12 protein-coding genes and 2 pseudogenes are annotated in these 11,856 nt (G+C 67.3%); 5 read left to right on the top strand and 9 right to left on the bottom strand.

What is annotated here, in order from left to right; translation table 11 throughout:
- Window positions 1-56 precede the first annotated feature (56 nt).
- Window positions 57-683 carry a tyrosine-type recombinase/integrase gene (locus ACIBI9_RS67225; RefSeq protein ID WP_397239470.1) on the top strand — a complete coding sequence of 209 codons (627 nt, stop codon included), beginning with the start codon at window positions 57-59 and terminating at the stop codon, window positions 681-683.
- A gap of 749 nt (window positions 684-1,432) precedes the next feature.
- Here the strand turns inward: ACIBI9_RS67225 and ACIBI9_RS67230 are convergent.
- Window positions 1,433-1,618, bottom strand: a pseudogene (locus ACIBI9_RS67230) (DUF6188 family protein); the annotation flags it as partial.
- 68 nt (window positions 1,619-1,686) lie between these two features.
- Between ACIBI9_RS67230 and ACIBI9_RS67235 the strand changes: the two are divergent.
- On the top strand, window positions 1,687-2,136 hold the full coding sequence (locus ACIBI9_RS67235) for a hypothetical protein (RefSeq protein WP_397239472.1): 450 nt from the start codon (window positions 1,687-1,689) through the stop codon (window positions 2,134-2,136).
- Window positions 2,137-2,327: 191 nt separating this feature from the next.
- On the opposite strand, the gene ACIBI9_RS67240 is transcribed toward ACIBI9_RS67235, so the two are convergent.
- Both ACIBI9_RS67240 and ACIBI9_RS67245 read right to left on the bottom strand, forming a co-directional pair.
- The gene (locus tag ACIBI9_RS67240) at window positions 2,328-2,816 is read right to left on the bottom strand and encodes a DUF6326 family protein (protein WP_397239474.1); all 489 of its coding nucleotides are present in this window, start codon (window positions 2,814-2,816) and stop codon (window positions 2,328-2,330) included.
- Between the two features lie 92 nt (window positions 2,817-2,908).
- Window positions 2,909-3,790, bottom strand: a complete 882-nt coding sequence (locus ACIBI9_RS67245; protein WP_397239476.1) for an NAD(P)-dependent alcohol dehydrogenase — start codon at window positions 3,788-3,790, stop codon at window positions 2,909-2,911.
- Between the two features lie 279 nt (window positions 3,791-4,069).
- Here ACIBI9_RS67245 and ACIBI9_RS67250 point away from each other — a divergent pair, with 279 nt between their 5' ends.
- Entirely contained in the window at window positions 4,070-4,738 is a 669-nt protein-coding gene (locus tag ACIBI9_RS67250; RefSeq protein ID WP_397239478.1) for a TetR/AcrR family transcriptional regulator, read from the top strand.
- A gap of 761 nt (window positions 4,739-5,499) precedes the next feature.
- Here the strand turns inward: ACIBI9_RS67250 and ACIBI9_RS67255 are convergent.
- A pseudogene (locus ACIBI9_RS67255) lies at window positions 5,500-5,934 on the bottom strand (helix-turn-helix domain-containing protein); the annotation flags it as partial.
- A gap of 326 nt (window positions 5,935-6,260) precedes the next feature.
- Here ACIBI9_RS67255 and ACIBI9_RS67260 point away from each other — a divergent pair.
- Window positions 6,261-6,413: a hypothetical protein gene (locus tag ACIBI9_RS67260; RefSeq protein WP_397239480.1), complete on the top strand. Its 153-nt coding sequence runs from the start codon at window positions 6,261-6,263 to the stop codon at window positions 6,411-6,413.
- Between the two features lie 260 nt (window positions 6,414-6,673).
- Here the strand turns inward: ACIBI9_RS67260 and ACIBI9_RS67265 are convergent, their stop codons facing one another.
- The 4 genes from ACIBI9_RS67265 to ACIBI9_RS67280 form a co-directional block, all read right to left on the bottom strand.
- The gene (locus ACIBI9_RS67265) at window positions 6,674-6,940 is read right to left on the bottom strand and encodes a DUF1883 domain-containing protein (protein WP_397239482.1); all 267 of its coding nucleotides are present in this window, start codon (window positions 6,938-6,940) and stop codon (window positions 6,674-6,676) included.
- Window positions 6,941-7,150: 210 nt separating this feature from the next.
- Window positions 7,151-7,627, bottom strand: coding sequence for a hypothetical protein (locus ACIBI9_RS67270; RefSeq protein ID WP_397239484.1), 477 nt, complete (start codon window positions 7,625-7,627; stop codon window positions 7,151-7,153).
- A 435-nt stretch (window positions 7,628-8,062) separates the two neighbouring features.
- On the bottom strand, window positions 8,063-8,314 hold the full coding sequence (locus tag ACIBI9_RS67275) for an RICIN domain-containing protein (protein WP_397239486.1): 252 nt from the start codon (window positions 8,312-8,314) through the stop codon (window positions 8,063-8,065).
- Between the two features lie 310 nt (window positions 8,315-8,624).
- A complete protein-coding gene (locus ACIBI9_RS67280; protein WP_397239488.1) occupies window positions 8,625-9,350 on the bottom strand; it encodes a sulfotransferase family protein in 726 nt (241 codons plus the stop codon).
- Window positions 9,351-9,810: 460 nt separating this feature from the next.
- Between ACIBI9_RS67280 and ACIBI9_RS67285 the strand changes: the two genes are divergently transcribed.
- Window positions 9,811-11,127 (top strand): YcaO-like family protein, encoded by a 1,317-nt coding sequence (locus tag ACIBI9_RS67285; RefSeq protein WP_397239490.1) that lies wholly within the window; start codon window positions 9,811-9,813, stop codon window positions 11,125-11,127.
- Window positions 11,128-11,397: 270 nt separating this feature from the next.
- On the opposite strand, the gene ACIBI9_RS67290 is transcribed toward ACIBI9_RS67285, so the two are convergent.
- Window positions 11,398-11,856: SixA phosphatase family protein (locus tag ACIBI9_RS67290; protein WP_397239492.1), on the bottom strand; the 459-nt coding region annotated here is incomplete at its 5' end.

The following is an 11,856-nucleotide window of genomic DNA, read 5'->3' on the forward strand; positions in this document are numbered from 1 at the left end:
CCCCGTCCGGCACCAGCCTGGCGGGGTCTTCCTTGTCGTCCATATAGACAGCGCGAATGTCGCCTACGTGGACACCTTCAGCGTCGTCCTACACCCGGCTGGAGGCGCTGTTCACCGACGACCAGCACGCACTGCGCGAACGAGTCCTGTGGCGGATGCTCTACGAAACAGCGGCGCGCGCAGAAGAGATCCTGTCTCTCAACATCGAAGACCTCGACCTTGAGTACCGCCGCGCCCGCGTCCGTTCCAAGGGCGGTGCCATCGAGTACGTGCGCTGGGCCACCGCCACCGCCCGGCTGCTGCCCCGCCTGCTCAAGGGCCGCACCGCCGGGCCGGTCTTCCTCGCCGGCCGCCGCGCCCCCACCTCAGGCAGGCGCGCGCCCGCGGCCGCCGACATCTGCCCCATCACCGGTCGCGGTCGGCTGTCCTACCCGCGCGCCGAATACCTGTTCAAGACCGCCTCCGCCGGCCTCGACCCGCACAGGGACGGCTGGACCCTGCACCAACTGCGCCACTCAGCGCTGCAGCATCTGGCCCAGGCCGGCCGCACTGCCCCTGAACTGCAGGCCAAGTCCCGCCACCAGCACCTGTCCAGCCTCGGCCGCTACGTCCGGCTGGGCGAAGAGACCTCCGCCCGCATCACCGCCGAGCACGACCCCGCGGCCCGCCGGCGCAAGCGCTGACGCCAGGCATCTACGCCACGCGGTGTGTTTCTGGCGTACTCCGGACCCGAACATCGGCATGCGAATGCGCCGCAAGCTCGCCAGCGATGTCCGCGGGCGCCCACAGCGCGAGCTCAGCGACCACCCGGACATCGGGGTCGGAGCCGAGTGTCTGCATCACATCGTGTGGCAGGCCGGGGCAGGCCGCCAGCTTCTCCCGCGTCTCCACCAGAGGATCGGCAGCGAGAAGTCTTGCCCACTCCGGCCTGCCGGAACGTTCTTCGAGGAGGGCGAGTGCGACACGTGGCTGGGCTACCGGATCGACGTCGTCGGCTGTGAGCCGCCCTTCGGTGGGCGAGTCGTATGGCGGCTCCCTCGAAGCGTGACAGTGCGGCTAACTGCACGCGGCTGAGATCCGACCGGCAGGCCACGGCCTCGGCGACGTCCGCGTCCGCAGTCGCGATGAGCTGATCGATCAGTTCGGGCGGTAGCGCCGTGTTCTCGGCCAGCCCGAGGAGAGCATGTTGCACAGGAGGAATCCTGCCCGAGCAGGAATCGAACGGCCATCCGAATACGACGCTTGCGCGGACGTTCCGCACTGCGAGCTCCCGTGTCCGGGGGTCCAGGTAGTCCTGTAGGAATTTCCGTCGGATATGGCCCTGAGCTGGGGTTAGGTAGGGGTCGATGATCGTCTCTGGAGGCACTGCCGCTACGTTCGGACCGTCTGTCCTGGTTCGTGTGTGGAGTGGGTCTCGTGTCGCAGAAGATGTTCACGGCCGAGCAACTGGAGCAGTTGCAGTCATTCCCGGAGATGTCACGCTCCACGCCTCGAAATCCGGGCGGGGCTCGACGTTGAGGTGCAGGCCGCTGTCGAAGACCAGCCGCAGTCCGCCGGTCTTGAAAGCGACCGAGGACAACACTCGGGTTCCGAACAACTCCAACGCCGCGGCGACGTCCTGCTGCTCTGATCCTGTCTCTTACCGTCCAGCCGGCCTAGCGCCCCGACCCGGCACGTCGACCGGCGGTGCTGCGCAGGAGCGCCCGCGAGGCGCCGGGGCTGACGTGGGTGGTGGCGGCGGCGGGGGTGCTCCTGGCCGGCGCCGTCGTGGCGTACACCCTGAGCGGGGCGCCCGCCAGCGACGCCGACCCGACGAGCTTCCTGTCACCTGCGAAGATGACACTCGTCTGCCCGCACGCGGTGCTCACCGGCGTCGTGGGCGCGAGGATGCCGTGGTCGAGAGGGCCGGAGCAGGTGGTCGCGCTGACCGGCTGGGCGGGGGTGTCCGGCGCCATCGCGCTCGGCACCGGACTCAACCTGGTCGCCGGGCACGGCACCGACCTGGCGGTCAGCGGTGTCCTCGCCGGGCTCGCGGCCGTCCTGGCGCTGGCCCTGCGCCAGGGGAGACCCGACCAACTGAGGGGCGCGGGGCCGAGCGGTGACACCGGGACCGCCGCGTCGGGACCAGCCTCCTGACCCGATCCGTCACCGCCCGTGGGTTGGCGGTGTCCGCTGGCATCAGCCACCCCACGATCGGGCGGATCCTCGACGGTGAGATGCTCCCCGGCCTCGGCGCCATCGCCCGCCTTAAGCGAGCCCGCAACACCGATTCACCCGGCGGTCCTGCACCGGCAACTTCCACTCGCTGAAGGGCTTTACACGGATACCTACTGTCGAAGGTCCTGTCGAAAGTCGGTCGTCGCGGGACCGGCTGGGACGGCGGGGGTTCGAGGCCATGTCCAGGCGGAGCGCAGGATGAAGGCCAGGAGCAGCACCTCGATTCCGATGGAGAGGCCGTAGAAGGAGGCCCAGTCCCAGGACTCCCCTACCGCGTTGACCGCCGAGTAGGGGATGCAGAGCGATGCAACGACGAGGTTCGTGGCGCGGTTCACCCGGGCGGGCAGCGTCATGGAGAGCATCACCATCAGGGCCGGGATCGCCACGGACGCGAGCATCATGGTCAACAGCGTCGGGGTGATGTCGAACTCGAAGACGACGCCAGCCAGCATGTCGTCGATGGAGCCGGGCTTGTAGAGGTGGAAGTAGTCGACGTAGATGTAGAGGAACATGAAGCTGGTCCATGCGGCGGTGAGCTTGACCTGCACGGGGATCGGCGGGTTGTCGAGCAGGTTCAGGGTTTTCGTTCGGATAGCCATCGATTCTTCTTTCTCGAGGAGCGGGCCCTCCGCCAGAGTGGCGGCAGGTCTGGGCGTACGCACGGGTTGGGTCGTTCTCGTCGGTCCGGTCGTCAGATGGTCACGACGACCTTCCCTCTGGTGTGGCCGGCCGCGATGTAGCGGAGGGCGTCGGCTGCTTCGTCGAGGGGGTACGTGCGGTCGATGGCGGGCGTGACCTGCCCGCTCGTGAGCAGGTCGGCCAGGGTGAGCAGGTCCTGACGCTTCCCGACCGATGTGAAGGGCTTCAGCTGCTGACGGGTGAACCCGGACAGCACGCGCGCTTTGACGATCCGACCGAGGGGGCCGAGCCAGCGGCCGCCGCGTCCGCTGTTGGGGATGAGGGTGCCGGTGGGCGTCAGCGCTCGGCGGACAGCCGCCAGGGGCTGGGCTTCCACGTTGTCGAGGATGACGTCGTAGCGCTTCTCGGTGCCGGTGAAGTCGGTCTCCGTGTAGTCAACGACGTGGTCGGCACCGAGCGACCGGACCAAGTCGACGTTGCGGGTGCTGCACACACCTGTCACCTCGGCGCCGAACGCCTTGGCGATCTGGACCGCGAACGAGCCCACACCGCCCGACGCGCCCGTGACCAGCACCGTCTGGCCCGGTCGAACGTTCGCGATCTCACGCAATGCCTGCAACGCCGCCATGGCCGACGTGGGCACCGCTGCCGCGTCCACGACCGACAGGTTGGCAGGCACGGACACGAGGTTGTCCGCCGGGACGCAGGCGTACTCCGCGAGCGTTCCAGCGGTGCTCCAGCCGAACACCTCGTCGCCGGGGCGGAGAGCGGTGACATCCTTCCCGACCGCTGCCACCACGCCAGCGAGGTCCCTGCCAGGGATGCCGTGGCGCGGCCGGCGGAGCCCGAACACCAGGCGCACCACGTACGGCTCACCCGTCATGACGAAGTAGTCGCCAGGATGCACCGAGGCCGCGCCCACCTGGACGAGCACATCGCCTCGACCGGGCAGCGGTACCCCGACCTCGGACGACTTAAGCACTGAGGGCGGGCCGTAGCGGCGCTGGACGGCGGCCCGCATCATCGCCGCCTCGGCCCGACTCGCCCCCGCACCAGGCCTGCTCCGGCATTCGATCGCTGTTCGATTCCCACAGAAGCCCCCTCATCCGAACCGCGTCTCTCGGCAGCTCGTACACCGTACGTCGTACGCTGTACTATGGGCGTACGCTGTACTATTGTCAAGCCGTTCGAGCGAGCGAGGAGACCCGTGTCTGTGAGAGAGCAACGCCAGATCGCGTCAGACGCGGGGCTGAGCAAGCAGCGAGTGGTCGTCGAGGCGATCCGGCTGGCCGACCGCGAGGGGGTCGACGGACTGAGCATGCGCCGGCTGGCTGGCACGCTCGGCGCGGGCGCGATGTCGCTCTATCACTACGTGGCGAGCAAGGAGGAGTTGCTGGACGCCATGGTCGACATCGTGTTCGAGGAGATCGAACTCCCACCCGAAGGGACCGACTGGCAGTCGGCGATGCGACGGCGTGCGGTATCCGCCCGACAGGTTCTCGCACGCCACCCGTGGGCGAACGGCCTGATGGAATCGCGGACATCGCCGGGGCCCGCGAACCTCCGGCACCACGAAGCGGTCACCGCTTGCCTGCGGCAGGCTGGCTTCTCGGTCTTGATGGCGACGCACGCCAACTGGTTGCTCGACAGCTATGTCTACGGTTTCGCCCTGCAGGAAGCCAGCCTGCCGTTCGACACCGCCGATGAGTTCGCGGACGTGATCGAGGACGCCTACCTGCCCCAGCTTCCTCCTGACGAGTTCCCCTACCTCAACGAGTCCGCCGCGGCGCTCGTCGCTGCCGGCTTCGACCCGGCGGAGGAGTTCGTCTTCGGCCTTGACCTCATCCTGACCGCCCTCGAGCCCCTGAGAGCCTCCGCATAGCGACGCTCACGGACCGTCGCGCGGCCCTCCGCACCGCAGCTCCGATCCATAACCGCCGTGTTGTAGTGGGGCTCGTAGCGGCCGTGCGCCTGTGGTGCCTACGTGAATTCGTCGATTGCCTCTGCTGCACTGAACAGCAGCCACAGCCAGTTGTCCGCATCCAACAACACCCGCTGCCGAACTCAGCAGCGGGTGAGATCGTGCGGCTCGCTGCGACGGCAGGGCCGGGCGTCGGAGGCCAGATGGGCTTCCCTCCGGATGACCGCCGGCTGGTGCGGTCCGTGCTCGAGTCCGGGGCACGCGGTGACGGGCCCGGAGATCCACTCTCCGTCGATGTGGCTGATGGAGTGCCCACATCCGCGGCACACTGCCACAGGGGAGCGCTTCAAGCTCCGCTCGTAGGCGCTGGTGCCGGCGGGCACCGGCGTCGCGGTGATGGTGATCGTGCAGTCGCGGGTGCCGTGCTCGTGGCAGCGGTGCGCAGTATGCGAGCCGCACGGGTCGGTCCACCGCAGCGTCATGGTGGCCGGAGCTTTGCAAGTATCGCCCGGGCGGTAGACGTCGCACTGCGCCGTGACCGGCTTGACGGCATTCTCGCACCGGTGGCACGGACCGGGGGTGTGGTGGTTGCCGCAGGGCTGTTCGGCGCGGGCCAGCAGGCGCAGGCTCGAAACGTCCAGCGTCACGTTGTGGCCGCCGTCGACGAGAATGGCGTCGAGCGTTCCGTTGGTGCGCCGGTGCAGGGCGGAGACCGCGTAAGCACCGCCCATGATGTCCAGCTGCCATAACTCCATCGGCACCTCACGCTGCCAGCGCGCATACGACGAACGCGGCCGACGCCGCGCACCCGGCACGACCAGCCCGTTCCGCACCAAGATCCGATACAGGGTGACCAGCGACGGCACCGGCACCACATCGCGCTGCTCCAGTTCGTAAGCCAGCCGCTGCGGACCCCACCGCGGATGAGATCGGCGCAGCTCACACACCAGCGCCTCCACCGCACCCGCCGTCTGATGCGGACACTCCGCTGGCCGATGCGACCGATCAGCCAACCCCGCCAGCCCGCTGGCTCGATATCGGCGCACCCACGCATGCACCGACTGCCTCGACACCCCATGCCGCTCGGCGACCTCGACCACCGGACAGCCCGCCTCTACTTCCAGCACAGCGCGATACCGCTGCTCCATGACGCTCAACTCCACCAGCGCCAACCCGGCCTCCCACGTGATCGTCACCGATCACCCAGGAACGCAGGTCAGCCGAAGGGGTGTAAAGCATCAACCGAAGCTCGGGTGTCAAGCATCAACCGAAGTAGGACAGCCGACTGGCCATGATCGAATGCAACTTTTCTCCACAGGATCAAGGCGACCGCTCCGCGGCCGCGACGGTTCCGGTACGTCAGTAAGCGCGCGCTGATTCACGTACAAGATCGGCCGCGATGCCGCGATGTACCCATGCATCTTTGACGTCCGGGTTACTCGAACCCGACCCGTCGCCGAAGGCCTTCGGGTAGCCGGACGGCATGACCAAACACACGCCATGGGACAAGGAAGCCGCCGCACGGGTGCAGTCCGCGGCCGCCACACACCCGGACTGCCCCAGCGCGCGCGACGGTCTGGACCGCGAAGCACAGTCACAGGCCGACAAGAACGAGCACCAGGACGACGACTGCTGACGGCGAATTGCCGAAAGATTCGGGGCTGAGGGTGGCCGATCGGCAGACTTCGGCCCGCGCCGTGGAGGGCTGGGGCCGATCGCCGCCCGGTCATTCGTGCTTCACCACCGGCCATCGAGCGCTGCCGTTTCTCACCAACACGGTGTTGCCGAATTCCTCTTATGAGGATCAAGAGCGCGGCCCGGCGGATCGGCCGGCCGGGCGTGCGGCTCGCTGGCCGGTCCCGGCCGCCGCCCGCCAGGCCGCGCTCAGATCACCGGTCAGTCGTCGAAGAGCTGGGCGACGGTGACGTTCTTGACCCGGTCGTAGCTGTCGACGATCAGGTACCAGTAGTCGTCGTAGGGCACCTGCAGGGTGAGGGGGCTGTAGTCGTAGAAGCCGCCGTGGTACTGGTAGGCCTCCTCATCGAGGTACGCCTGGTATTCCTCGCTGTCCATGAGGCAGACCCGGGCGGTCGAGCCGCGCCAGTCCACCTCGAAGCAGGCGCCGGCCCCGGTTTCTCCGAGGTCCCAGTACAGATGCCTCACACACCATTAGTAGCCGGCCACGCACCGGGCGGGAAGGTGTCCTTGCGTGTCCGCCGCCGGCGCCAGGACTGAGCTATCGGTCGGCGGCTGGGAAGTGCCGGTCCAGGATGTCGGCCCACTTCGGCAGGATGACGAAGCCGCCGTTGTTGTAGAACCGCTCCGCCTGAAGGGTGACCAGCTCGGCGAGCGCCGCGGTGAACGGGCTGGGATCTAGGCGTATCGGAAGATCGTGAGTACCCAGTTCTGTAGCCCGCATTCGACGAGAGCGCCACCCCCGGCCTTGTACATCAGCCGGACCTGAGCGGTCGCGTTGACTACGGGGATGGTCGGAGGGACCTCCATGATCCGTGTTGTGGTGAGACTCCTCCATTCGGTGCCGCCGTCGATGGAGGAGTCGAAACGGTGGTTGTTGTCGATCGGGTGAGGGTCCTGGCCGCCGAAGGTGATGTCCAGGAAGCAGGCGCCGTTGTCGCCTTGGACCTTGACCAGGGATTCGGCGGAGAAGACAGCTACGAACAACGCGCCGAAACTCTGGGTGCCCTGGCCTACCGACTGGGGGATCGTCGCGTTGGGCAGGTCCACCCAGACGTCGGGAGTGGTGACCAGGAAACGGTCGGAGCCCCAGATGGCGGCGGTCTGGATCGGTGCTGCGGTGCGGACGAGGGGGGTGGTGGGGTTGTCAGGCACGATGTCCTCCTTCGCGCGGAAACCGGGGATTCGCCGAAGTCACCCCGGTCGGACACCAATGACACTACGAATCGTAATTATCTGATTACAATGAGTTGTAATTGTTGGTGGGGGATGTTCCGCCTGACATGAAGAGACATGTCAGGCTGACCAGCAGGGCAACAATGCCGTTAACGGAGGCTCCGGGACAGATCATCGACGCGACAGGCGGCCCCGGCTCCGCGGGGTGATGGAAAATCGACCGGGAACGCGCAGACGCACTGGCCCGCGCTGGAGCAGGGGCACGCCGAGGTCGAGCGGGTCCACCAGGAAGTGACAGCCCTGCTGGCTCAGGCCCACTGCCAGGCCGCCGAACGCCTGGATGCCGTTCAGGCACGGCTTTGCGATCGCCCTGATCTCTGTTGCCGATAGAACGCTCAGCGTCCGACCTGATACCTAGGCCAGACGCCATTCCATGTAGGGCTGGTTGTGGCAGGTCCACTGGTCGACTTTGGCTCCGTCAGCCGTGCTGGCGCCGTAGACCTCCAGGCACTTGCCGCTGTGACGGGCGACGATGTTCGCGGTGAACTTGGCGCCAAGCTGCGTCGGGGCTTCGGCGGTGGTGGCGTTCGCCGCCGCCAGGGTGAACGGACCAGCAAGAAAGGCACCAGCGAGAACTACGGCCTGACCAGCATGAACGAGTTTCATCGAACCTCCACGCACGGTCTTGAAAATGCTGCCTCGGGTTGGAGGCAGCACACCTCCATGCACATATTGTTACGAAGCGTATACTCTTTGTAGTAATGGCAGAGCTCTATCAATATCACCCGGAGTAATCAAACACATCGCCGCTAGGAGAGCGCGTCGGTCCACCCAGGGGCTGTGCCGGGCGCTCCGCCGTTGACCACGCTCGGGCTGGTGCCGAGGCAGAAGCCGCTGACCCCAGAGGAACCGCCTCACCGCCGGAATCGGTTCCGAATCTCTGCCCCGAACCGGCGGCCCCTTTCCTGATACGCGGTCAGCCGTCGCCGGGCTGGAACACGGTGCCGGTCAGGTCACCGGCAAGCATCCGTCGTATCAGGTCCTGCATCGAGGCGGCATCGTTGAGATGGGGAAACGGTTCTCCGGCCGGTACAGGGACGCCCAGGAACGCGCACAGTGGCTCCCATCCTTGCCGGACATCGAAGACCAGCAGCCGCTCGGCCGGAAGGTGAGCCCGCACAGCGGCGCAGTGCTGATGGAAGGCCCGCACCACGAGATCCTTGTCCGGCAGGCCAGCGCCGCGGCGATGCTGCGGACCGAAAAGAGCCTGCTGAATCGACTCCAGCAGCGGATGCAGCCGCATCTTTTCGGTCAACACCTCGCGTACCGGCTGCGGCAGGTCCTCAAGTCGCAGGTTGTCGGGCTCTAGCGAGAACAGCATGCGAATGCTCCGATACCAGGCATCCGGCTCCCGCACGGTCAGGACGACCTTGGCCTGCGGATAGGTATCGGCCAGTTCACGCCAGTAATGGCTGGCCGGCCAGTCCTGGGTGGCCCGATAGCCGGCGAAGACCTGATCCCAGTCGCGACGGGTGGTGACCTTGCCTGCGGCCACCGCCAGCCATCGCGGAACATGATCGGGATGGCGGAAGATTTCCATCATGTGGTAGCAGGGGGCGAACCCCAGCCGCTGCAATGCCGCTTGCATCGAGGAGGTTCCGGTGCGAGGCAGTCCGGCGCCGATGATGTCCAACACGTTCATGATCTTTCCCTGGCCCCGGATGCCTATTCAGGCTTCATGACATGTCATCGCAGGTCAGAGCGCAATGATCTGATAAAGAACGTCAGGCGAACTGGCCGACCCCAGGCCGAGCCACTCCCTGGCAGGGGATGATCGTTACGGCTTTCTTGCCCCCGGCAGAAGTTACCCCACCAACCCCCGCAGGTATACGCATAGTGACCGTTCGGACACGAAAAGGGGTGAATCATGGGACACTATGACATGTACGTCAGCAAGGACGCACAGCAGGAACTGACGATCGAGGAGCGTCGGGACCTGCAGGATTTCCTGGCTGCGGCCATGGCCGAGATCCAGTAGGGACATGGCGCGGGGGTGCGGGAGTAGCGCGCCCCCGCCTTTCGACAGGAAAGGGCGCAGCCACACCATGAACGCCACAACCGAGAGCACTAGTGACGTCCCCGATGGTGCTGGCCTGTCCCCGGTGGCAGCCCTCCGGCCACCGTCGGACGTGGAGCGTACCGTCTCGCTGGCCGAGGCCGAACAGCGGGCCATGACCGCCCTGGACTCCCTCGGCCTGCACGCCACGCTGAGCTGTCTGAGCCCGGACACCGACCCGACCGCGTGGCGGTGCCTGCTACACGCCTCGTCCGGGGCACCGGTCCCCGAGGGCGTCGGCTGCGGCAAGGGCCACCGGCAGGAGGCCCGTGTCGGCGCCATGTTCGAGGCGATGGAACATCACTTCTCCGGACCAGGCGCGTTCAACCCCCCGGCGGTGTCCTTGTGGCCTGCGGCCGCACTGGCTCAGGACGTGCTGGCCGACGATGTGGTCATGCCGGTGCTGTCCGGCCTGGCCGGGCAACAGTTGGCCTGCCACGCCTTCGCCCCCATGGCCGGTCGGTCCCAGACCGCCGAGACAGCGGGCGGCCAGGTGCCGGTGCCCCTGTTCCTGACCGACCCCTGGTATGTCGACCGGGACGGCGCCCCCGCCCGCCGGGCCGTCGGCGACACCTACGACTACCTGCCCGTGCTGGCCCGCTACAGCTGCAACAGCGGCTCGGCGATCGGCGTGGGCGCGGCAGAGGCCGGCCTGCACGCGCTGAACGAGGTCATCGAACGCGACGCCTTCTCCCTGCTGCTGACACGCGCCTTCCTGGGGCGAGGATATCGGCCAACCGTGGTGGATACGGCCACGCTGCCGGCGGATCTGGCCGCCGCCCACGCCCTGGCCGAGCGGCTGGCCGGCCAGCCGGTACATCTGCTCGACATCACCACAGATCTGGGCGTGCCCGCCCGGATGGCCTACGCCGTTCCAGGCCCCGAAGGCCGGCACCGGCGGGGCACCGGCGTCTCGCTGAACGCGCACTACGCCGCCTGGCGGGCGCTGACCGAGTTCGTACAGGGCATCCTCGTCGGCGATCACGCCGGGTTCGCCGACCTGTCGCCGCTGTCGCCGTACCAGCCGCTGCTGGCCTGCGGCCGCTTCGACCTGACCAGCCACCTGTCCGAGGCCCGACTCGTGCCCTACACTCCGCCCGACACGACACCGGCGGGCCATCCGGTCGATCAGCTGCGGGTTTTGGTAGACCGGCTCACCGCCGCTGGGCATCACCCCTACCAGCGCATCGTGGCCGACCTGCCGGGCGGAGTCACCGTGGTGAAGGTCCTGGTACCAGGGCTGGAACGGTTCATGCTGGTGACCCAGGGCGCACTGGTGCTGCCCGGCCGGCGCGCCCGCCACGCTGTGACCGCGACCACTCCCCGGCGGGGTTCGAAAGTCGCCACGCCACGCGTCTGCTGAACAGGTCCGGCACAACCCGGGGTGCCGTTAACCAACGTGTCACCGGCGGTCAAATGGGCTCTGAGCTGTGCCGTCAAGGTGATGGAGTTCTCTTTCGCGGGCGGCCGGTGCGTCCGGGGCACGATGCCCGCCATGCCTGCCATTCGGCGTCCCGCCCGGGAAGCCAGCCTTGCTGTTGCTGACGAATATGCAAACCGTTTTTCGATGTGGCACGGCCCCCTCTTATGCCCGGGGGTCAGGTCGCTGGCGGGCGGCGCTCGCCGGTTAGGCCTATGGGGCCCAGAAAGCGACCAGCTTTGCCACCCCGTGCTCCACTGCCTTCCAGGACCCGTTGAAGGTCAGGACCGCGATCGCGGAGGTGGGGAAGCTGGAGCGGTTCATCCTGGCCAGCAAGTCACCATCAGCCTCGCCGGCCAGAGCGTCGGCCGCGGCATGGATGCCGGGGTTGCCGCCCAGCACCAGAAGGTCGCTGACCTCGTCGGGGGTCTCGTTCATCACAGCGAGGAGCATGCCCAAGCTGGCCTCATACAGCCGCTCGTCATAGACGCTGCGGGGACGCTGCGGAAGCTCGGAGACCATCAGCTTCCACGTCTCCCGGCTGCGGGTGGCGGTGGTGACGAGTGCGAGGTCAGGCGTGTCAATCCCCTCAAAGCGTGGAGACGGTCCTATGCCACAGCGGCCCTCAGCAGGACCGTTGATGCTTGCCGCTTCTCGATCATCTGACGCTCG

This window comes from Nonomuraea sp. NPDC050451 (assembly GCF_044458585.1).

Coding starts and splice junctions, on each gene's coding strand:
- ACIBI9_RS67275 (WP_397239486.1), bottom strand. CDS start 8,314: ATGAAACTCGTTCATGCTGGTCAGGCCGTAGTTCTCGCTGGTGCCTTT.
- ACIBI9_RS67225 (WP_397239470.1), top strand. CDS start 57: ATGTCGCCTACGTGGACACCTTCAGCGTCGTCCTACACCCGGCTGGAG.
- ACIBI9_RS67240 (WP_397239474.1), bottom strand. CDS start 2,816: ATGGCTATCCGAACGAAAACCCTGAACCTGCTCGACAACCCGCCGATC.
- ACIBI9_RS67280 (WP_397239488.1), bottom strand. CDS start 9,350: ATGAACGTGTTGGACATCATCGGCGCCGGACTGCCTCGCACCGGAACC.
- ACIBI9_RS67260 (WP_397239480.1), top strand. CDS start 6,261: ATGACCAAACACACGCCATGGGACAAGGAAGCCGCCGCACGGGTGCAG.